The organism is Bacteroides caecimuris, from assembly GCF_001688725.2.
In the GTDB taxonomy this organism is placed as follows: domain Bacteria; phylum Bacteroidota; class Bacteroidia; order Bacteroidales; family Bacteroidaceae; genus Bacteroides; species Bacteroides caecimuris.
Genome location: NZ_CP015401.2, coordinates 1,571,722 through 1,594,167 on the forward strand (window position 1 = coordinate 1,571,722; position 22,446 = coordinate 1,594,167).

Below are 22,446 nucleotides of genomic sequence, written 5' to 3' on the forward strand. Positions count from 1 at the left end.
AATTATGTTGCATACGTACTATACGTAGCTAATAATTATCAATTATCCATTGTACATTATCTGTTAATTAAACCTCACGGATTAACTCCATACCTTTCTTGATAGCTTCCTCGTTCATAGGAATCAAGTGATGGTGGCGTTCCGGCAGGGTTTTCTTAAGTCCTTTGATAACATTCTCCAATGTTACGATGGGGCGAAGCTTCAATAATCCGCCAAGTACGATCATGTTGAATGCTTTGGCATTGTTCATCTCATTGGCTGCATCCATTGCGTCGATACGATATACCTTGATATCCTTGCGGGTAGGAGGGTTGATAATTCCGTAACCGTCATAAATCAGGATACCGCCGGGTTTCACTTTGCTTTCAAACTTTTCGAGTGAAGGCTGATTCAGAATGATGGCAGCATCGTATTTACTAAGAATCGGTGAGGATATTTTGTCATCGCTTACAATAACTGTAACGTTGGCTGTTCCACCTCGTTGTTCGGGACCATAAGCGGGCATCCAGGTCACTTCTTTGCCTTCCATCAAACCGGAATATGCCAGAATCTTACCCATAGACAATACGCCTTGTCCACCGAATCCTGCTATAATTATTTCTTCTTTCATTGTTCTGTTGACTTTTAGCGTTATTCTTTATCTTTTAAATCACCTAGCGGATAGAATGGGAACATGTGTTCTTCCATCCATTTGTTCGCCTTCTCCGGAGTCATCTTCCAGCCTGAACTACAAGTGGAAACAATTTCTACCAAGTTGGAACCTTTTCCGTTCATGGAGTTTTCAAAAGCCTTGCGGATTGCCTTCTTTGCCTTACGGATAGCCGGTACGGATTGTACGGACTGACGGGTTACGTAAGCAGTTCCTTCCAGTTGGGCAGCGATTTCAGTAATCTTCAATGGGTAACCGTGAAGTTCGACATCACGTCCGTAAGGGCAAGTCGAGCTCTTCATGCCTACCAGTGTGGTCGGTGCCATCTGACCACCGGTCATACCGTAGATGGCATTGTTGATAAAGATAATCGTGATATTCTCGCCGCGGTTTAATGCGTGGATTGTTTCGGCTGTACCGATGCAAGCCAAGTCACCATCGCCCTGATAAGTGAAAACAAGACGGTCCGGCCACAGGCGTTTCACTGCAGTTGCCACAGCAGGAGCACGTCCGTGTGCTGCTTCTTGCCAGTCAATATCGAGATAGTTGTAGGCAAACACTGCACATCCCACCGGAGAGATTCCCACAGTTTTATCTTCCATACCCATTTCCTCAATGACTTCGGCAATGAGTTTGTGTACCACACCGTGACTGCAACCCGGACAGTAGTGCATGGCGTTATCGTTCATCAGAGTCGGTTTTTTGTAAACCAGATTCTCGGGTTTGATTATTTCTTCTTTAGTCATAACTTCATCTCTTTATCTGTTGGTGAACCGTATAAAAAACTCCATCAGCTTGACAAAGATTGCCGCGCCGCATACGTAGATAAACATTTTGAAATCATCTTTTGCTACAAAGTAGGTGATGATGGCTGCAACAGCCAATATCATAAATAGGATGTTCAGTACGTTTCTTATTTTATCGGGATTCATTGTTTCGTTATTTGATTATTTTTTCTTTCAAGGCAGCTACAATCTCATCCGGATCGGGAACGATGCCACCTAGACGTCCGAAATGTTCTACCTTTACTTTACCGTTAACAGCGAGACGGACATCTTCAATCATCTGTCCGGCATTTAGTTCCGTAACGAGCATGCCTTTTACTTTATCAGCGTATGCAGCAATCGCTTTGGTTGGGAACGGCCATAGTGTAATCGGGCGAAGGATACCTACTTTAATTCCTTTTTCACGGGCTAGTTCCATTGCTTTCTGACCAATACGTGCCATTGAACCGAAAGCGATAATCAAATACTCTGCATCTTCGCAGTTGATCTCTTCGAAGCGTACTTCGTTTTCTTCAATTTCACGATATTTAGCTTGAAAACGGAGGTTGTTGATTTCCATGGCTTCCGGTTTCAATTCAAGGGAAGTGATAATATTCGGTTTGCGGTCTTTTGCTTTTCCGGTAGCAGCCCATGGACATTGTTCAATTACTTCTGCTTCTGTGCGGCGTGGCTTTTGTGCAGGAAGAACAACCTTTTCCATCATCTGACCGATCACACCGTCGGCAAGGATAATAGCCGGATTACGGTATTTGAAGGCCAGTTCGAATCCTAATGCTACGAAATCCGCCATTTCTTGCACGGATGCCGGAGCGAGGGCAATCAGTTTGTAGTCTCCATGGCCACCACCTTTTACTGTCTGGAAGTAGTCAGCCTGGCTAGGTTGGATAGTTCCCAATCCGGGACCGCCACGCATTACATTCACAATCAGACAAGGAAGTTCGGCACCGGCCAAATAAGAGATTCCCTCTTGTTTCAAGCTCACACCCGGACTTGAAGAGGAGGTCATTACCTTCTTTCCGCTACCTGCACCTCCATATACCATATTGATAGCTGCCACTTCACTTTCCGCTTGGAGTACTACCATGCCGGTTGTTTCCCACGGTTTCAGTTCGGCAAGCGTTTCCAACACTTCCGATTGGGGAGTAATTGGATAACCGAAGTAACCGTCGGCACCGCAACGGATAGCTGCGTGGGCGATGGCTTCGTTTCCTTTCATTAATACAACTTCTTCTGCCATATTCTTTTCTTTTATTCTACTTTTACTTTATACACTGAGATACATCCGTCCGGACAAACCGTTGCACACGAGCTGCATCCGTTACAGGTATCTTCCTTCACTTGCCAGGCATAGTTATAGCCTTTCATGTTTACCTCTTTATTGAGGGCGATTACATCGAGCGGACACGCCACTACACACAGGTTGCATCCTTTGCAACGCTCCGTGTCGACTACGATTGCTCCTTTGATTTTTGCCATAATCTTTATTTTATTACGTTATCTTTGAGTACGGTTATTGATTATACATCTTTTTTATTGATTGAACATATCCTTGTTGTAGAAGTTGAGGATATCTATTGCCATCTTCCTGGCCTGAGCGGCAGGACTGTCCGGATTGATCTCGATGGCATACTGGTAGTTGTCCAGTGCCTGCTTCCAATCTCCTTTCTTTCGGTAGGCATTTCCCCGTAAATAGTAAAGAGTATCTTTTTCTTCTTTGACAGAAGTGTCCCGGAGAAGCTGGTCCAATTGCTTAATCGCTGTGTCCACGTCCCCCTGATTGATTAGCTCTTTTAGGTTGTCTATTTGCTCCATTTCTTTCGTCTTTCGGGATTCTGAAACGCAAAGATAGTTTTTATTTATGTAAACAGGGCAAATGAGGACGGAAATTTGCATCGTTTTGAGTTTATTGCATATTGGGTGAATAAATAGTACTATATGTCTCATTATCACAGGGACTGGCAGGAAGAAACCTATGTGAATATATTGGGATTAGTTTGTAAAATAGTCCGGCTATGTGGATTTGCTTTGCCAAGGAATCAGGCTTTTTACCCCAATCGGCATGCCAGAAAGCATTATTTCTTATGTCAAAAGCAATTCCTTCAAAGGCCCAGTAAAGTCTTGACTTTACATTTTTCGTTGAATACCAATTGACAAAGTCATTAGACATAGGCTCACTCTTTATTTATTGGAGTTATCAGCTAAATATCTTTATGAAGATATACCCTTCACCTCTTTTTTAATATCTTTTATATCACTTTGTTCATCAGTGATAGTGGGTAAGGGATGAGTGAAGGGGCGAAATAATTCTTGATGTTGGCTTGTATTTACTGAAAGATACTGTACTTTTGTGCAGATATTAAAATGTATAGACTATGTTGGATATTGTTTTGATTGTGATAAGTGCCCTTTGTCTGATAGCCGGATTGGCAGGTTGTATTCTTCCGTTTCTTCCGGGACCACCTATTGCTTATTTGGGATTGGTTTTTCTGCATTTGACGGATAAAGTACAATATAGTACGACGCAATTTATCGTATGGTTATTGATTGTAGCTGTATTGCAGGTATTGGATTATTTCACTCCGATGTTGGGAAGTAAATATAGCGGCGGCAGTAAATGGGGAAATTGGGGATGTATCATCGGAACGTTGGTCGGGCTTCTTTTCTTGCCTTGGGGAATTATTGTCGGTCCCTTTCTTGGTGCCGTGATTGGTGAATTATTGGGAAATAAGGAGTTTTCCCAGGCACTAAGATCAGGATTCGGTTCATTGCTCGGATTTATTCTCAGCACTTTGCTGAAGTTTGTTATCTGCGGTTATTTCTGTTATCAGTTTATAGTCGGGCTTGTCCGGTGAAGCAGGTATAAAAATAAAGCTGCCCTTCAAAAAGAAGAACAGCTTTATATCTGTTTGATTTATCTTCGAGCTTTATTTTGCCGGAATCTTATCAATACGGTTCTGATGACGACCGCCGTCAAATTTGGTAGAGAAGAACTCTGTCAAAATCATATTCGCTTCTTCAGTGCTGATGAAGCGTCCCGGCATAACCAGTACATTAGCGTCATTATGCTGACGAGCCAGGTGTGCGATCTCTGCATTCCAGCAGAGAGCGGCACGAACCCCTTGGTGCTTGTTCAGCGTCATATTGATTCCGTTTCCACTGCCGCAGATAGCGATACCGGGATAACATTCTCCCGATTCCACTGCAAGAGCCAGTGGGTGAGCATAATCCGGATAGTCTACGCTTGCGGTAGAGTTAGTTCCGAAATCCTTGTAAGCCCAGCCTTTTGCTTCCAACCAGCCGCGAACATATTCTTTCAGTTCAAAACCGGCATGGTCGCATGCTAATCCGATTGTTTTCATTAGAGCATTGCTTTTACTTGGTTATATACGTTTTCGGCAGTGAATCCAAGTTTCTCGTCCAACACTTTGTAAGGAGCGGAGAAACCGAAAGATTCCAATCCCCAAACTTTACCGTAGCAACCTACCAGACCTTGAAGAGTGACAGGCAGGCCGGCAGTCATACCGAAGATTTTTGCGTCTGACGGAAGAACAGCTTCCTGATATTCTTTCGGTTGGTTACGGAACAGACCTTCAGACGGAACAGATACAATGCGTACCTTCACGCCATCTTTACGAAGTAACTCTGTGCCAGCTACCAATGTAGATACTTCAGAACCTGAAGCTACCAGGATAACATCCGGATTTTCATCGGAACCTGCCACGATATAAGCACCCTTAGCTGCTTGTTCGTAATCTGTTCCTGCCGGTAAATTGGCAATATTCTGACGAGAGAAGATCAGGCCTGTCGGAGTAGACATATTTTCCATAGCAAGTTTCCATGCAATAGTTGTCTCTTCTGCATCAGCCGGGCGAAGTACCAGCATAGAGTTGTGTCCCTTATGGTTTTTCAGTTTCTCCATCAAGCGGATTTGTGCTTCCTGTTCTACCGGTTCGTGAGTAGGACCGTCTTCACCTACGCGGAATGCGTCGTGTGTCCAGATGAATTTCACCGGTTGTTCCATCAAGGCAGCCATACGTACGGCTGGTTTCATATAGTCGGAGAATACGAAGAATGTACCGCAAGCAGCGATAACACCACCGTGGAGAGACATACCGATACAGATACAAGCCATTGACAACTCGGATACACCAGCCTGGAAGAATGCTCCGCTGAAATCACCTTTCTTGAAAGAATGAGTCTTTTTCAGGAAACCGTCAGTCTTGTCAGAGTTAGAAAGGTCGGCTGAAGCAACGATCATGTTTTCTACCTGTGTGGCAAGTGCGCTCAGTACAGTTGCAGATGCAGCACGAGTAGCGCTACCTGCTTTCTGTTCGATAGCAGCCCAGTCTACTTTCGGAGCTTTGCCTGAGAAGAAGAGTTCCAGTTTTGCAGCCAGTTCCGGATTTGCTTTCGCCCATGCAGCTTTCTTTGCATATTTTTCAGCAACGATCTTTTTCAGTTCTTCTGTTCTTTTTGCATACAGTTCGGCTACTTCCGGGAATATAACGAACGGGTTAGTAGGATCACCACCCAGATTTTTGATTGTATTTACGTAAGCGTCGCCACCGAGCGGAGCACCGTGAGTAGCACAGTTGGCTTCATAGCTGCTGCCGTCTGCCTTGCGAGCGCCTTTACCCATTACAGTCTTACCGATAATTAGTGTCGGGCGTTCCTTTTCCGCCTGTGCTTCCTTGATTGCCGCACGGATTTCGTCAGGATCGTTACCGTTTATGCTGATTACTTTCCATCCCCATGCTTCATATTTCATGGCTGTGTCTTCAACGGTCACATCTTTTGTTTCAGTAGAAAGCTGAATGTCGTTGGAGTCATAGAACATAATCAGGTTGTCCAGTCCCAAAGCACCGGCAATACGTCCGGAACCTTGAGAAATTTCTTCCTGGATACCACCGTCGGAGATGTAAGCATAGATTGTCTGGTTCATCACCTCGTCGAAACGGGCTTTCAAGAATTTGGCAGCAATAGCAGCACCTACAGCGAAAGTATGTCCCTGTCCCAGCGGACCGGAAGTATTTTCGATGCCACGCATGATGTCCACTTCAGGGTGTCCCGGAGTAGGGCTTCCCCATTGACGGAATTCTTTCAGCTCGTCCAGCGTGAATTTTCCTGTCAATGCCAACGTAGAATAAAGCATTGGAGACATGTGCCCCGGGTCGAGGAAAAAGCGGTCACGTCCTTCCCAACGGGGATTCTCGGGGTCGTATACTAGAAACTCAGAAAAGAGTACATTTACAAAGTCAGCACCACCCATGGCGCCCCCCGGGTGACCGGAATTGGCTTTTTCAACCATTGAAGCAGCAAGAATACGGATATTATCCGCTGCACGATTCATAAGTTTGTTATCGTTCATATCATTAAAATTTAATTGATTTCTGTCAGATTGCTGGCAAAGATAACTCTTTATGTGGATTTAACAATCCAAAAGTGCCATCTTTTTTATTACCATTTTAACACTCTTCTTGTTTGTAATACAATAAGTAACAGCCCTTGAATTACTGTAACTCTAAAGTAACAATAGACTTAGCGGGAAGTTTTACCTTCATTGTACCTTTATTGATTTTTACCTCTTTGAAAGGTGCCGGTTTTACAATATCAGGATTCTCAAAAGAATTGTAATCGGTCAGTTTGGCTGAGGTCAGGATTTCTCCGACAGCTTTTTTCGATTTTGTATCCCCGAGGTTGACGGTTATTTCCTGTGCTTCGTCAGCGTTCACATTCGAGAGGGAAATATGGATAACTCCGTTTTTGTCTTTTGATGCGGTTGCGCTCACCATAGGCACAGTGCGGTTGTCGCGTACGTTCATCTTTTCACAGTTCAGCTCGATTGGGAGATAAGTGGCATCTTGGTGTACTTTGTACATTTTGAAGACGTAATAAGTAGGAGTGAGCACCATCTCTTTGTCTTTTGTCAGAATCATGGATTGGAGTACGTTGACTATCTGTGCGATGTTTGCCATCTTCAGGCGGTCAGTGTATTTGTGGAATACGTCAAGGCTCAGAGAGGCAACGAAAGCGTCACGTAGTGTGTTTTGCTGATAAAGGTGTCCGCGGATAGTTCCCGGTTCTTCATCCCACCAAGTTCCCCATTCGTCAAGCAAGAGGGCGATTTTCTTGTCCTTATCATATTTGTCCATGATGGCGCAATGTTTCTTTAGCACGTCTTCCACCTCAAGGCATTTGCCCATTGTCCAGTAATAATCGTCCTTATTGAACTGGGTTGCGGATGTTTTACTGCCGCTCCATCCCGTTACTGTATAGTAGTGCAGGGAAAGACCTTCCATACGATGTCCTATGCGGTTCATCAATACATCTGTCCAGTTGTAATCATAGTCACTGGCGCCACTGGCGATTTTGAACAGACGGTTGCCGTCATAGTTACGGCAATAGGTGGAATAACGACGGTATAAATCTGCGTAATATTCCGGACGCATGCTGCCACCGCATCCCCAGCTTTCATTACCTACACCGAGGTATTTTACTTTCCATGCTTTGTCGCGACCATTCTTACGGCGAAGGTTGGCCATAGGAGAGTCTCCGTCAGAAGTCATATATTCCACCCATTTGGCAAGCTCTTCCACTGTGCCGCTACCTACATTTCCACTCACGTATGGTTCGCATCCCAGCATTTCGCAAAGATTCAAAAACTCGTGCGTTCCGAAACTGTTGTCTTCAATGGTACCGCCCCAGTTGTTGTTCACCATCTTCGGACGGTTCTCTTTCGGACCAATGCCGTCCATCCAGTGGTATTCATCGGCAAAGCATCCGCCCGGCCAGCGAAGAACGGGAACGGACAAGTCTTTCAGTGCATTGAATACATCTGTGCGATATCCTTTGATATTAGGAATATCCGAGTTTTCGCCTACCCAAAGACCACCATAGATGCATGAACCTAGGTGTTCGGCAAACTGGCCGTAGATTTCTTTCGGGATGATTTCTTTGCCTTGATCGGCGTGTACGGTGATGGTAGCACTCTTCTGTGCGGAAAGAGATACCGATGCTGCCAGAAAGACCGTGCTGGCTAATAGTTTTGCTTTCATAAATGGTATTTGTTTAAATGATTATATAGATGTTTGATTTACAGTGATGATAAACGTTGATTATTTGAGCAGGCGTACCTCATAAATGGCAGGCGTCCACTCTGTTCCGTCAGGGGTGAAGCGTATCGGGCAACTTCCGGATTTCAGTTTTTGTGGCAGAAGCCAGGAGAGGGTAATAAATCCGTCTTTATCCGCTTCGCTTATGGTAGGATTGACTGCCAGTTTATTATTATTCAATAGAATGGCTACTTTGTTACGGTCATTCTTCTGTATGGTAATTCTAATCCGGCCTGCTTCTTCTTTTACTTTCAGGTTATAGCTGAACCAACCTTTGGCACGGCGGAAATGGCGGTCTTTATTTGTACCGGTTTCTGCCTGTTCGTATTGGATTCCGTGGTCGGATTCCGGTTGCTGTTCACCGGGAAAAATCAGGTCGACGGTTTGGTTTGCTAATTCTGTTGCTTTTCTTTCGGCTGTTGCCATTTCTTTCTGGATGATTTTGAATTGTTCTTCGTTTGCCTGACGGAAGTAAATAGCGTATCGGGCATTGTGCAAACGGAAGAACGGGATAAGTTCCAATGTTTTGTTTTGTGCAGGATATACGTTCCCGTCGAAGGTGAATATTAATTGGTTACCGTCCTTTTTGTGAAGGGAATTACGGATTGATTCGGGATTTCCAATCAACATCGGCACTTCCTGCAAAGGAATTTGTTTACCATGGGCGATATGTCCGCCACGGCTGTCGTCTGCGTACAAACCGTCGAGATGTCCGGTGCCCGTAGAAGCCGCAAGGACGATAGGACCGTATAAGAAAGCGCAATAGTCTTTCTTGTCAGGTATCTGCTCAAGGCTGACTTTCATTGGAAGATTAAAGGTAATTACATCTCCTTTTTTCCATTTACGGTGGAGAGTCAGATAATTGCTGTTTTCTTCGACGATAGACGCTTCGCTTTTACCATTGATTTTCACATTGTATTCTTTACTGTGTTCAGCCCATTGAGGTTGGCGTATTTTCAAAGTGACCCCTTTCTTCGGTGCTTTATCAATGCGTAATGTCACTTTTCCGTCATCGGGGAAATGGGTTTCTTGTGTCAAAGTAACTCCCTTTTCTTTCCAGGTCAGTTGTGACGGGATGAATAGGTTGACGTATAGCGTATCTTTTTGATGCGCATAAATAAATTCACCGTACTTGGTGTGATTTTCCAGTCCTGAACCGACGCAGCACCACATGGATGTCTCCGGTTGTGAGTAAACCCGGTAATGTCCGGGACGCATGGGAGTGAAATAGACAAAACCACCTTTCTCCGGTTCTTGTGACGCTAAAATATGATTATAGAGTGCACGCTCGTAATAGTCGGCGAAATTCGTTTCGGGAGAATCCTGATAAAGCATTTTGGTAAGCCGGAGCATATTATAGGTATTGCAAGTCTCCGGTCCTTGAACATCGTTCAGCATGGACGTGAAGTTATCCGACGGATGGAAGTGCTCGCGTACACTATTTCCACCGATACAGACAGAACGGTGATTGACTACCGTGTTCCAGAAAAAACGGGCGGCATGATCCCACTCTGCAGCATGATTCCAGTTCTTGTCGTCTTGTGAAAGTTCGGCTATCCGTTTGTACCCGATGACTTTCGGTATTTGTGTATTGGCGTGCATGCCTGTCAGTTTGTCTTCCTCTTTGATAAGCGGATCTAAGATAAACTTGTGAGAGAAACGGCGTGCTAGTTCCAGATACTTCTTGTCGCCTGTGATTTCGGCCACATCGGCGAAAGTCTCGTTTAATCCGCCATGTTCGCTACGAAGCATATCTTGTATTTGTTCATCGCTCAAGTCGGAAGTAATGTCAATCATCCAGTCGGTAAAATCAACCAGCATTTGTCGAGCGAGATCGCTTCCTGCATAAAGATAAGCGTCCCGCAGTCCGGCATAAGTCTTGTGTATGTTGTAGAGAGGTACCCATTTGCCGTTAAGGTCGAAACCACCGGCACGGATATTTCCTGCTTTAATATCTTTCCATAGTTGGAGACTGCCTGGAGTGCCGCCGATAAATCCTGTGCCGACAGCTTGCTGTGCGCGGTGAAGTTCGTTCAACATATAGTTGAGACGGTTGTAGACAGCAGTGTCTCCGGTCGCGGCATACATCATGGAGAGGGCGGATAAATAATGTCCGCCAATGTGCCCATCCAGTCCAGTGTTTTCCCAATTGGTGTAGCTCGGAACTTTGGAGGTCAATCCTGCTTCACGGAGGAAAGGGGCGAGCAGGCGGTCGGGATTCATTGACAATATATAATGTAAATCAGTCTGTTGGGCTTGCAGAAAAGGACTGTTCAGCAGTTTCACATCTTGTAGGGGAAAGTACGAAACTTGTTGCCGGTTTTGTGCTTTTCCCAATGAAACGGATAGAAGAAGGGCAAGTATGAACGAGGTGGTTTTCATGATGGTAGATTTCCCCTTATCCCTCTCCAAACGGAGAGGGGATAGGGATAGTTTATGTTAATACTTAAAATGATGATTGAGAAAGAAGCGAATAAGCCTCGTGATGTGGCTTATTTGAATTTAGCTGCCGCTTCCTCAATAGGCAATCCAGCCTTGTAGTTTTCAATGTATGCATTAAAACCGGCTACATCTTCGGGTACGGGAGATATTTCGACACCGGCGTCACCTACAAATACATTTTCGTCCAGGAAATCGGCAAGGGATTGTTTTTTTTCATTGTTCACGAGGTAAGAGCCTAACAGGGCAATCCCCCAGGCACCACCTTCACCGGCTGTTTCCATTACGGAAATAGGTGAGTTGATGGCTGCTGCAAGCACTCTCTGACCTACTCCTTTGGTCTTGAATAATCCGCCGTGTCCTGTAATTCTGTCAACTTTGACTTTCTCTTCGTTGAACAGAATGTCGTTGCCAATCTTGAGCACTCCTACAGAAGCATACAAGTGAGTCCGCATAAAGTTTGCCAGGCAGAACTTATCATTTGCCGAGCGTACGAATAGCGGTCTTCCGTCAGCAATACCCGTTACAGGTTCGCCGGAGATGTAATTGTAGGAGAGAAGACCACCGCAGTCGGCATCACCTGTGAGGGCAATATTGTAGAGCTTGCTGTAAATTTCATCCATATTTACAGGTATGCCCAGAAGCTCCTGATATTCTTTGAATAGGTTGACCCATGCGTTGAGATCAGAAGTACAGTTGTTGCAATGTACCATGGCTACCAGACTTCCGTCAGGAGTGGTCACCATGTCAATCATGTCGTATGGCTTTGACAAATCTTTCTCCAATACAATCATAGAGAATGAAGAAGTACCTGCCGACACATTTCCTGTACGTTGTTTGACTGCATTGGTTGCCACCATTCCGGTACCTGCGTCTCCTTCCGGCGGACAAACCGGTATTCCTGCCTTCAAATGACCCGATGCATCGAGCATTTTACTTCCTTCCGGAGTGAGGACACCGGCATTTTCACCTGCCGACAATACTTTAGGCAGAATATCTTCCAGCTTCCAGCTATATTCTTTCGGAGCAATCAGATTATCGAACTTAGCCACCATTTCAGCCGAATAGTTATGGGTTGTCGGATCGATAGGGAGCATACCCGATGCGTCACCGATACCCAATACCTTTTCGCCAGTTAGCTGCCAATGCACATAACCTGCAAGGGTTGTCAGGAATTTGATGTCTTTGACATGTGCTTCATTGTCCAGGATAGCCTGATACAAATGTGAAATGCTCCATCTCAGAGGAATGTTGTAGACAAATAGTTCGGACAAGGCTGCCGCTGCTCGACCTGTATTCGTGTTTCTCCAAGTACGGAATGGCACGAGTATTTCTTCTTTCTCATTGAACGGCATATAACCGTGCATCATGGCACTGACACCGATAGCTGCCAGGTTCTCGATTTCCACGTCACCGTATAAGTTCTTAATATTGGAACGAAGGTCGGCATAGCAATCTTGCAAACCTGACCAGATGGCTTCAATGCTATAAGTCCAAAGCCCGTCTACCAACTGGTTCTCCCATGTGTGGCTGCCTTGAGCGATTGGTTTGTTTTCCTGGTCAATCAAAACTGCTTTTATTCGTGTTGAACCGAGTTCTATACCCAGAATGGCTTTGCCTGTCTCGATTGTTGATTTTGCATCTAATTTCATGTTGAAATCAATATTTTAAGGTTTAGCAAAGCGCCTTATTCAGCATGTAATACACCTCGTTCATGCGCAGTTCTTTCTTGAAGCAACTGATAGTAGTATCTTTGTTGATATGTACCATTTCGATGCCTGCAATTTCCGCATAATCTTCCCAGTATTCGGCTGTCAGGTCGTAAGAGAAGCAAGAGTGGTGAGTACCACCTGCCAGAATCCATGCACCTGCACCTACTTCAAGGTTAGGCATCGGAATCCAAAGAGCGGAAGCAACCGGCAACTTAGGCAGCGGTTTCGGCTCAATACATTCTACGTCGTTTACAATCAGACGGAAACGGTTGCCCATATCTACTATCGTAGCGGTGCAGCCTGTACCTATTTTTGAGGTAAATACAAGACGTGCAGTCTGGCTCTTACGAATACCAATACCGAGGAAGTGTACTTCCAGACGAGGTTTGTTGGCAGCGATAAGCGGGCAGATTTCCAACATGTGTGATTGCAGGATAGAACTGTTGGCGCCGTCGAAGTTCAGTGTATAATCTTCAAGGAATGAGCAGCCTTTCGGAAGTCCTTGGTTCATTACCCATACAGTACGGTAAAGAGCGGCTGATTTCCAATCGCCTTCGGCACCGAATCCGTAGCCTTCCGCCATCAGGCGTTGGGAAGCTAATCCCGGAATCTGGTCAAAACCATTGTGTTCGATGTCGCCCAAATCGTCGAAGTTGGTAGTGAATCCTTTAGCGCCTTTAGCTTTCAGAATGGCACGGATGGCAAGTTCTGCTTTAGCGGCATTCCATACTTTCTGATAAGCTTCGGTCGATTTGTCTTCTAAAGAAGCATCGTGATCGTATTCCTGGAAGTAGGTAGCTACCAATGTATCTACATCTTCATTCTTGATTTCTTTGTGATATTCCATCAGTTCGCTTACCGGACAGTAGTCTACGTGATAACCCATGCGTTGTTCAGCTTCCACTTTGTCACCATCGGTTACGGCTACATTGTTCATCTGGTCACCAAAGCGGATAATCAGCATATCCTGAGAATCTGCCCAACCAGCGCAAACGCGCATCCAAACGGCAATCTTATGCTGTGTTTCTTCTTCTTTCCAGTAACCTACCACTACTTTGCGGCGGATACGCATACGGGTACAGATGTGTCCGAATTCACGGTCGCCGTGGGCAGACTGGTTAAGGTTCATGAAATCCATGTCCATTGTATCCCAGGGGATTTCCTTGTTGAACTGAGTGTGCAGGTGCAGCAACGGTTTCTTCAGTTGTTGCAAGCCATGAATCCACATTTTGGCAGGAGAGAAAGTATGCATCCAAGTGATGACACCGATACATTTATCATCGTTATTTGCAGCTTTGAAAACAGTTTCCACCTCTTTGGAAGAGTTTGCCGTTCCTTTATATACCACTTTTACAGGAAGTTTGCCGGATTCATTCAGTCCGTTTACCATTTCATTAGAGTGTGCGTCTACTGCGATTACTGCGTCACCTCCGTACAAGAGCTGTGCTCCTGTTACGAACCATACTTCATATTGGTCAAATGCGTTCATATCTTTATTCAATTTTAAGTTGTTAATCTTTCATTATTTATTGTCCGTAATAAGCGTTCGGACCATGTTTGCGGCTGAAATGTTTTTCCACCAGCAGCGGGTTCATTGTCAAGTTCGGATTGACGGCATAAGCAATGCTTGCCATCTTGGCTACCTGCTCCATCACTACAGCATTGTGCACTGCATCATGGGCGTCTTTCCCCCAGGAGAAAGGACCGTGGTTCTTCACCAGAACTCCCGGCGTATGTACGGGATTCAATCCTTCGAAACGTTTCACAATCACATTTCCGGTTTCTAGTTCGTAGGCACCTTTCACTTCCGCTTCCGTCATGTCTGCCGTGCAGGGGATGGCGTCATGGAAATAATCAGCATGGGTCGTTCCGATATTCGGAATGTCACAACCGGCCTGTGCCCAAGCTGTCGCATAAGTAGAGTGGGTGTGTACCACTCCGCCGATTTCCGGGAATGCTTTGTAGAGTACTACATGAGTGGGAGTATCTGAGGAAGGCTTCAGCCGTCCTTCGACGACTTTGCCTTCTAAATCCACTACTACCATATCTTCTGCTTTCATATCATCATAACTTACACCACTGGGCTTGATTACTACCAGCCCGCTTTCACGGTCGATGGCAGAAACATTTCCCCAGGTAAAGATGACTAATCCATGCTTTACCAATTCGAGGTTGGCATGAAACACTTTTTCTTTCAGTTCTTCCAGCATATTGATTATAATTTAAATTTCGGGTCTTTGTGGTAAACTTTGCTGTTAAACTTATACAAGGCTGCACCGCGCTTGGACCCCAGTTTATCTATTTTGTCCGTCTTTTCTACATAGTCCATTCCTGCAACACGCTTGCGGAAATTCCGCTTGTCCATTTCCTCACCGTAGATGGCTTCATATAGGCTTTGCAATTGGGACAAAGTGAAGAGCTTCGGCAATAAATTGAAACCGATTGGCTCGGAAGATGCTTTCTGTTTCATTAACTCCCGTGCTTGTGCCACCATTTCGGGATGGTCGAAAATCAGTTGGGGGAGTTCATTGATATTCACCCAGTAAGCATTGTGTTTCTTTACCAGTTTCCGGTCGTATTCATTGATGTTGATGAGCGCATAGTATGCAACGGAGATTACCCGTTCTCCCGGGTCGCGGTCAACTGCCCCGAAGGTTCCCACCTGTTCCATATACACGTTTTCCAATCCTGTAAGCTCCGCTAGTACACGTTTGGCAGCATCGTCCACGCTTTCATTGTTTTGCACGAACCCTCCCATCAATGACCATTCACCCATTGCCGGTTCAAAATTTCTTTTCAACAACAGCAGGTTTAATTCGCCTTCGTTAAAACCGAAGATAATACAGTCGATACCAAGATAGAAGGTAGGATTCGAGCTATAATAGCTATTCATTATTTTGTTAATATGAGTTTCTATTTAATTACCAGAAATACCAGTAGAATGCACCTGTGATAGCCAGGATAATAATTGTATGGATAATATCCCAGTAATTCCAGCTTGCACGTGTAGCCGCTTTTTGTTCTTTGGTAGCCGTACCGAATACCAGTCCTTGGATTTTTTCGGTCGTCGGGGCTTCTGTTGCCAAGCTGACTACAATTACTACGATGATACAGAACAGGAACATCCATCCGCAGAAGAACAACCAGTTCATATCGTAGAACAAATATTTGAATGTAGAGTCTGCTACTTCGCTGGCATTACTGTAATATACTTTAGCCCCCAAACGGGTTAAACCAATCACCATACCCGAAATCAATCCCCACATACCACCTTGGGCGGAAGTACGTTTCCAGCAGATACCCAATAAAAAAGCTGCGGCAATACCCGGAGCCAGTACAGACTGAACATCCTGCAAATATGTGTAAAGTACATCGCCAACGCTACGCATGATGGGAATCCAAAGAATACCCAAAATTACGATAACAACCGTTGCAATCTGACCGATACCTACCAGTTTCTTTTCTGGCGTTTCCGGTCTGAAACGCTTGTAGAAGTCGATTGTAAACAACATGGCAGATGAGTTAAACAAAGAAGCCAAAGAACTCATCAGAGCGGCAAGAATACCACATACTACCAAACCTTTCACACCGGCAGGAAGTAATTTAGCTACTAATGTCGGGAAAGCTGCATCGGCATTTGCATTGCCGTTCGCGAGCATCGGAAGGAAACCTTCACCACCGGCACCGATATATTTCTGATGTAAAGCAAAAGCAATCATACCCGGAATCAGGAACAGAAATACAGGCAACAGTTTCAGGTAAGCGCCGAAGATAGTACCGCGGCGTGCTTCTGTCTCATTCTTTCCGGAAAGTACACGTTGTACGATAAACTGGTCAGTACACCAGTACCAGAAACCGATAATAGCAGAACCGATCAAAGCACCCAGCCAGGGGAAGTTTGCATCATCATTACTGCGAATGAGGTTAGTCATTGTATCACCGTAATCATTTACGGTTACAGCACCACAAACTCTCATCATTTCGTTCCATCCACCGAGTTCTTTGAAACCAAGCACAAGGATGATTAATGAACCTAACAGAAGGATAGGAGTCTGTAGCACAGAAGTGTACAATACCGATTTCATACCACCGAAGATTGTATAAAGTGCAGTCAGGAGTACCAGACCGATTGCTGCAATCCAGAAGAAGTCGATTCCCCAAAGTTCTTTGATGCCGAATACCTGTTGGAATACCAGGCCACCGGCATATACGGTAACAGCCACTTTAGTCAATACGTAACTTACTAAAGAAATTACTGACAAGATGGTACGTGACTGAGGATTATAACGGCGTTCCAGGAATTCAGGCATCGTATATACCATGCTTCGTGTATAGAAAGGAACGAATACCCATCCCAAAATCAAAATCATCCATCCTTGGATTTCCCAGTGTGCCATAGCCATACCGCTGGATGCTCCGGCTCCCGCCAGTCCGATTAAATGTTCCGAACCGATGTTTGATGCAAAGATAGAGGCGCCGATTGCGATCCATGTCGCGTCGCGTCCGCCTAAGAAATAATCTGCCGAGTCATTTTGTTTTTGCTTGACTACCCAGACGATAATACCGATTAGAGCCAAAAAGAAGACTCCAATTACTACCCAATCTAATGCTTCCACAATAAATATGATTTATAAGTTAATATTATTTCTCTACTGAGAATTTAAAAATACATTCGCTGTTGTATGTTTGTCCCGGTTCCAAAACCACTGAAGGCCAGTCTGCCTTGTTGGGACTGTCAGGATAGTGCTGTGTTTCCAGACATACCGAAGCACGTTGGTTGTAGACGATACCTTTCTTGCCGGTTACGGTTCCGTCAAGGAAGTTGCCTGTATAAACCTGGATACCCGGTTCGTTGGTATAGATTTCCAGGGTAATGCCGCTTTCAGGAGAAGTCAGTCTGGCTGCTACCTGAGAAATGTCGCCTTTCGTGTTCAGTACCCAGTTATGGTCATATCCGTTTCCGTTCTTCAACTGGACGAAATCGTAGTTGTTGATTTCCTGTCCTACTGCTTTTGGAGTGGTGAAGTCCATAGGAGTGTCTTTTACCGGGGCTATTTCGCCTGTTGTCATAAAGGTACTGTCTACTGGAGTGTAGTAGTCTGCGTTTACATACATGATATTATCAGTTGAAGCTTTTGACGGATTACCTGCTAGGTTGAAGTAAGAGTGGTTGGTCATGTTGATAATCGTCTTTTTATCAGTAGTAGCGCTATATTTAATGTCGATAGCGTTGTCTTCGGTCAGTTGGTAAGTCACTTTAGCTGTAACATTGCCCGGGAAGTTTTCGTCACCATCGGGTGAAATACGGGTCAGTTCCAATGTCATAGGGTCAATAAGGTTGGCCTCATAAACCTGATATTGCCAGCCTTTCGGACCGCCGTGCAGACAGTGGCCGAAATTATTTTGCGGCAACTGGATAGTGTCACCGTCTAAGACAAAACGTCCCTGATTGATACGGTTGGCATAACGTCCGATAGAAGCGCCGAAATCGCTTGGTACATTAATATAATCAGCAATGCTGTCAAAACCTAAAACTACATCCTGCATCTTTCCGTTTTTGTCCGGCACCATGATAGACACGATGCGTCCCCCGAAGTTAGTGATGCATACTTCCATACCTGCCTTATTCTTTAATGTATAAAGATTCGTTTGGGCATTGTTCACTTCTGTTTGAAAATTTACCGGGTCAAGACCGGATAAAGTCAGCTCGGAAGCCGGCTTGTTGTTGCATGCTGACAGCATCAGCGCTACAATTCCTGCAAGTAGAAAATGTTTTTTCATGGCTTTATTTTTAATGTAAATGAGATTCTTATCTTAATTTGGGTGTAAAAGTAACACTTTAGTTTGGTGTGTCAAATACACTCTTATATGTTATGCAGCATAAAAGAGAAAAAACTGCTTCCGGTTATCAAAATTCCGGAAGCAGTTTCTTGAAGATTATCAATGAGCGTTTAGTGGATTTTCTTTCCCCAATAAGTCTTTTGTGTACCATGGGCAGCATAAACGATGGTATGTGTCCTGGGAGTTGTTTCCCAGTCTACTTCGCGTTGCAGGTAAAGTACGACTCCGGTGCTTGTGGTTATTGTTTGGGTAGCTTCATCAAATGTCCATGTGGCACTTTTCCAGCTACCGGAAGTTATTTTATGAGTACTGAGGTTATAAGTCATTGTCTCAGAAGTTTTTTGGTTGCCTGTATTGGTTGTTAATGCTAAATGTTCCCAATCTCCTGCTATTTCAGCTTCTGTGATAGGCACTTGTGGCACTGCTCCGTATCTTTCGGGCATAACGAGAGGCCAACCATTGGCATCCCAACGGATACTGCGGACATGTCCCATCATGATAGCGTTTGAGTATTCATTGCCACCTACATTCACAGGAAAACGCCCTTGAGAGGCATAATACCAGTTGTCTTCTCCATCATCGAATATACCACAGTGAGAGATACCTACCCAACCGTAGCTATTATTGAACTTGTAAGGGGCAGTCAGTATCGGATATAGTTCGCTGTTACCCATGGCAGAGTTTCCGTCTATATCTACATAAGGTCCGTCAATGTTGGCAGAACGGCAAACACGTGTGTTGTATTCTACTGATAATGTGCCATAAGCCAGGAAAAGATAATAATAACCGTTGCGATAAATAATTTCCGGTCCTTCAGATGCTTGCCAGCGGCTGCTACCACGTTTGGCTATGATTTTTCCATAGCCGGAGTTATCATCTCCCGTAATATTCCAAGGTTTGCCTAAAGCATTTAGTGGCTTGCCATCTTCCGGATTTAGTTGCAAAGCAGCGATACCACTATGCCATGAACCATAGATCAACCAATGTTCATTATTGGTAGTTATAATATAGGTAGGGTCGATTGCATTGATTTTAAAATATGCATTCCAATCGCCCGTACTGCTACGTCCGTAGTCCGTCATTCCTTTGTCACTGGCTGAACATACTACATAACCTTTATCTTCCCATATATTGCTTGCCGGATCGGAAGTTTCCATTAATCCGATAAAGGCACGTTCTGTCCATGAATTGTCGAAGTTTCCATTGTTTTCAATTTCCGGCTTACCGGTTTTGATATAGTTGGTTATAACGATAGAGTAATACATACGATACTTGTCTGTGGATACTTTTCGTGCCACCGGTGCCCAATATCCGTAAGAAGGATTGTCAATTGGCTCTAAACCCATTTCCTGTCGATATGCGTTTAGTTTTTCTTTAATCCATGCCGGGGGAGTTTCGCTCATGGTTGCTCCGAGGTATTCCCAGTTGACCAGGTCCTTGGAACGACGTGCATGGAAGTGTCCGTTTCCACTGTGTGCATTTCCATAGGAGGCGTCTGTTTGATACATATAATAATATCCGTCATCCGCTTTCATCACTGTGGGGTCATGAACGTTGGCTAGGTTCCATTGATTGCGGTTGCTCCAGGCAGCTATGTCCACGTAGTTGTCCTCATAGGCGGGTGCTACGTAGTTTTGGAGCTGTTCGTCAAGACTTTGGCTTTCTGTGGTTGCAGTGAACGCATCCGAGTAGGTATAACGGCTGTTACCGTAGACATAAGCACGGATATAGTAAGAGGTATTGCCTGTCAAGCCGGAAATCGTGGCACTGAAATTCTCGTCGGCCTCTACTATGTTATCTTTGATGGTTGGATTCTGAGCATTGACGCTGTAGCAAAAGCCTTTCTTGACTATCTGGTCGATATTGCCGGTGGCCGATGCAGTGACAGTCAGCGAGGTACCTGTGGTTGCAGTGACTTGGGCGGTGGCTATGGTTATACCGCTGTTTCTATCGTATTCGATATTGTCCAACCCGTCGGAGCAAGCTGCAAAAGCAAGGACAGTCAGCAGGGACATGAAGAATAATGTTATTTTTTTCATTTGATATGGATGATAAAATGATTTAATTGTGAACCTCTCTTATTCTTATTCATTGAAGACGAGATGACAGCCGTCAACGGTCAGTGCGAAGTGCAGGTCGTCGGGGTTGACTGTATTGATACCTAAATAATATTGAGTGGAAGTTGTACCTGTAGTACCCTCCATCACTGCCTGAACGTCGGCGGTGCCATTACCGCAGTTGGTTACGTAGACCGTGACTTTGGCTCCATTCATGCCGGCAAGCCAAGTGTTCCAGTCGCCTTGTGTTCCGTTGTGAACGCAGGCGCCATATCCCTTGCCCTCTCCCCAGTTGTCGGCACGAACATATGCGTATTCGTCAATATGATTGGCTTTACGGAGAACTACAACGAAGTTGTTCCAGTTGCTAGCCTGATTGCTGTAGTTGGTGAAGGCGATGGATTTTGTCTCACCCACAGGTATGTTGAAGTAGTCTGAGAAAGCTGCCTTGAAGCCCGTTGAGTTGTTTTCGGTTCCTACCATGTTGGCTGTGTTCCTCACTTCAGAAGTTGTAGATTTGGAGACGGTAACCTCTACCGTTGCGGTGATTCCTTCTCCAGCCGTAATGGTAACAGTCTGAGAACCGGCCTTGGCAGGAACGGCGGAGAAGCTGAGCTTTGCGTTGTCAATGGTTCTTGTACTTTGGTCGGTGTAAGTTGCCGTAACCACCATACCTGTCGGGTCGAAGGCCATCGTCCGGTTCGCCAGACTCTCAGTAGCTGCCGAACTGTGATAATAGTATTGCGTGTGCGAGGGTGGGGTAGTCACCTCGATGGATGCAATCTTTTCCACGGCTTCAAAAGTAGTACTAGCCATAATCGGCTTATCACAATTCTCACCCTTAAAGGTCTTATTGTAGATGGCCACAAGAGTTTTCACACCCGGTTGTTCCATATCGGGGATGGCAGAGAATGTGAGTTCGGCAGCCGGTACGGTTTTGGTCACTCCCTCTTCAAAGGTAATGATGGCCGAGACATCAGCCATTGCCTCTTCAAGCGGAGTACCTACGTTGACTTGATCGGGTATGTCTTGCAGTACCATCGATACAGGATTCTTGTCTTCGACAGACGTAAGGCCGCCAATAGGGACGATGTTGGTTTGCAAGAAGTCGATGTAAGAGCCTTCGGTAACCAAGAAGCAGCGGATATTGGCGTTGTTTGCATTGGTGTTAAGATTTTCTTCCTTGTATGGTTGCTTGTAAATTTTAGTCACCTCGCTGTTGGTTATCTTTACAGTGAAAGCATTTTCGCTGGTGCGATCTACGGTAAGTGTCACCTTACCGCCCAGTTTCTGTACATTGGCATCTATGTTGCTTTCGTCGGGACTGAAAATCAACGTGCTCGAGATGTATTGCCTATCGATATAATCGCCCCACTCGGAATTGAGGGCGGCTGCGAAGTCAAAGCGGATAGCTCCGTATTCAGTGTATCCTGTACCTCCACGATCTGCATCGTTGGTGATTACAAGGACAAAGTTCTTGTAATACGTGTTATCGGTCGGGTTGATGTGGAGGTTGAACACCGCATTCCACTTTTCGCCATCGGGTACTACGTAATACTTGGAGAAAGCAGCCCACCAACTGGAGGTGAAATCTGTATTTCCGATGGTGTACACATCTTCTTGCATGCCTTCAAGCACCTCCTCTTCCGGTTGTTTCTTCGAATCTTCAATTTCCTGTATCTTATCGGAAATCCAGTCGGGGGCGTTTACGTCATAAAGTTCGCCATCCGTACAGCTTGTCAATGCCAGTAACCCAAAGGTTAAGGAATAGCAAGCGTATGCTATTTTCTTTACTAATCTCATTGTCTTAATTTTTAATAGGTAATGGGTTGAACCCTCTTCTAAGTTTAT

The 22,446-nt window shown here is 45.0% G+C and carries 19 protein-coding genes; 1 reads left to right on the forward strand and 18 read right to left on the reverse strand.

Going from position 1 to position 22,446, the window contains the following annotated elements; genetic code table 11:
* Window positions 1-67 precede the first annotated feature (67 nt).
* The 6 genes from A4V03_RS06620 to A4V03_RS06640 are packed head-to-tail and all read right to left on the reverse strand — an operon-like array spanning window position 68 to window position 3,246.
* Window positions 68-610, reverse strand: a complete 543-nt coding sequence (locus A4V03_RS06620; protein ID WP_004297415.1) for a 2-oxoacid:acceptor oxidoreductase family protein — start codon at window positions 608-610, stop codon at window positions 68-70.
* Window positions 611-630: 20 nt separating this feature from the next.
* Entirely contained in the window at window positions 631-1,395 is a 765-nt protein-coding gene (locus A4V03_RS06625) for a thiamine pyrophosphate-dependent enzyme (RefSeq protein WP_004297416.1), read from the reverse strand.
* A gap of 12 nt (window positions 1,396-1,407) precedes the next feature.
* Entirely contained in the window at window positions 1,408-1,581 is a 174-nt protein-coding gene (locus A4V03_RS20690) for a hypothetical protein (protein ID WP_004297417.1), read from the reverse strand.
* Between the two features lie 7 nt (window positions 1,582-1,588).
* Entirely contained in the window at window positions 1,589-2,671 is a 1,083-nt protein-coding gene (locus A4V03_RS06630; protein ID WP_024986640.1) for a 3-methyl-2-oxobutanoate dehydrogenase subunit VorB, read from the reverse strand.
* Between the two features lie 11 nt (window positions 2,672-2,682).
* Window positions 2,683-2,910: a 4Fe-4S dicluster domain-containing protein gene (locus A4V03_RS06635; RefSeq protein ID WP_004297419.1), complete on the reverse strand. Its 228-nt coding sequence runs from the start codon at window positions 2,908-2,910 to the stop codon at window positions 2,683-2,685.
* Window positions 2,911-2,964: 54 nt separating this feature from the next.
* On the reverse strand, window positions 2,965-3,246 hold the full coding sequence (locus A4V03_RS06640) for a tetratricopeptide repeat protein (RefSeq protein WP_065538346.1): 282 nt from the start codon (window positions 3,244-3,246) through the stop codon (window positions 2,965-2,967).
* Between the two features lie 560 nt (window positions 3,247-3,806).
* Between A4V03_RS06640 and A4V03_RS06650 the strand changes: the two genes are divergently transcribed.
* A complete protein-coding gene (locus A4V03_RS06650) occupies window positions 3,807-4,286 on the forward strand; it encodes a DUF456 domain-containing protein (RefSeq protein WP_065538348.1) in 480 nt (159 codons plus the stop codon).
* 72 nt (window positions 4,287-4,358) lie between these two features.
* Here A4V03_RS06650 and rpiB read toward each other — a convergent pair whose 3' ends face one another.
* The 12 genes from rpiB to A4V03_RS06710 all read right to left on the reverse strand — a co-directional run bounded on the left by rpiB (window position 4,359) and on the right by A4V03_RS06710 (window position 22,398).
* On the reverse strand, window positions 4,359-4,793 hold the full coding sequence (gene rpiB / locus A4V03_RS06655; protein WP_065538349.1) for a ribose 5-phosphate isomerase B: 435 nt from the start codon (window positions 4,791-4,793) through the stop codon (window positions 4,359-4,361).
* Window positions 4,793-6,802, reverse strand: a complete 2,010-nt coding sequence (locus tag A4V03_RS06660) for a transketolase family protein (RefSeq protein WP_065538350.1) — start codon at window positions 6,800-6,802, stop codon at window positions 4,793-4,795. The genes rpiB and A4V03_RS06660 overlap by 1 nt, the downstream gene beginning before the upstream one ends.
* Before the next feature lie 142 nt (window positions 6,803-6,944).
* Complete coding sequence (locus A4V03_RS06665; RefSeq protein ID WP_065538351.1) at window positions 6,945-8,489, reverse strand: alpha-N-arabinofuranosidase; 1,545 nt, start codon at window positions 8,487-8,489, stop codon at window positions 6,945-6,947.
* Between the two features lie 60 nt (window positions 8,490-8,549).
* On the reverse strand, window positions 8,550-10,928 hold the full coding sequence (locus A4V03_RS06670; RefSeq protein ID WP_065538352.1) for a beta-L-arabinofuranosidase: 2,379 nt from the start codon (window positions 10,926-10,928) through the stop codon (window positions 8,550-8,552).
* A 110-nt stretch (window positions 10,929-11,038) separates the two neighbouring features.
* Window positions 11,039-12,637 carry a xylulokinase gene (locus tag A4V03_RS06675; protein WP_065538353.1) on the reverse strand — a complete coding sequence of 533 codons (1,599 nt, stop codon included), beginning with the start codon at window positions 12,635-12,637 and terminating at the stop codon, window positions 11,039-11,041.
* Window positions 12,638-12,659: 22 nt separating this feature from the next.
* Window positions 12,660-14,186, reverse strand: a complete 1,527-nt coding sequence (gene araA, locus A4V03_RS06680) for an L-arabinose isomerase (protein ID WP_065538354.1) — start codon at window positions 14,184-14,186, stop codon at window positions 12,660-12,662.
* A gap of 37 nt (window positions 14,187-14,223) precedes the next feature.
* On the reverse strand, window positions 14,224-14,907 hold the full coding sequence (locus A4V03_RS06685; RefSeq protein WP_024986648.1) for an L-ribulose-5-phosphate 4-epimerase: 684 nt from the start codon (window positions 14,905-14,907) through the stop codon (window positions 14,224-14,226).
* 5 nt (window positions 14,908-14,912) lie between these two features.
* Entirely contained in the window at window positions 14,913-15,590 is a 678-nt protein-coding gene (locus tag A4V03_RS06690) for an NUDIX hydrolase (RefSeq protein ID WP_065538355.1), read from the reverse strand.
* Between the two features lie 28 nt (window positions 15,591-15,618).
* Window positions 15,619-17,313: a sodium:solute symporter gene (locus A4V03_RS06695; RefSeq protein ID WP_065538356.1), complete on the reverse strand. Its 1,695-nt coding sequence runs from the start codon at window positions 17,311-17,313 to the stop codon at window positions 15,619-15,621.
* A gap of 25 nt (window positions 17,314-17,338) precedes the next feature.
* Window positions 17,339-18,478: an aldose epimerase family protein gene (locus A4V03_RS06700; protein ID WP_024986649.1), complete on the reverse strand. Its 1,140-nt coding sequence runs from the start codon at window positions 18,476-18,478 to the stop codon at window positions 17,339-17,341.
* Between the two features lie 170 nt (window positions 18,479-18,648).
* Complete coding sequence (locus A4V03_RS06705) at window positions 18,649-20,577, reverse strand: arabinan endo-1,5-alpha-L-arabinosidase (protein WP_065538357.1); 1,929 nt, start codon at window positions 20,575-20,577, stop codon at window positions 18,649-18,651.
* 45 nt (window positions 20,578-20,622) lie between these two features.
* Complete coding sequence (locus A4V03_RS06710) at window positions 20,623-22,398, reverse strand: bacterial Ig-like domain-containing protein (RefSeq protein WP_065538358.1); 1,776 nt, start codon at window positions 22,396-22,398, stop codon at window positions 20,623-20,625.
* Window positions 22,399-22,446 lie beyond the last annotated feature (48 nt).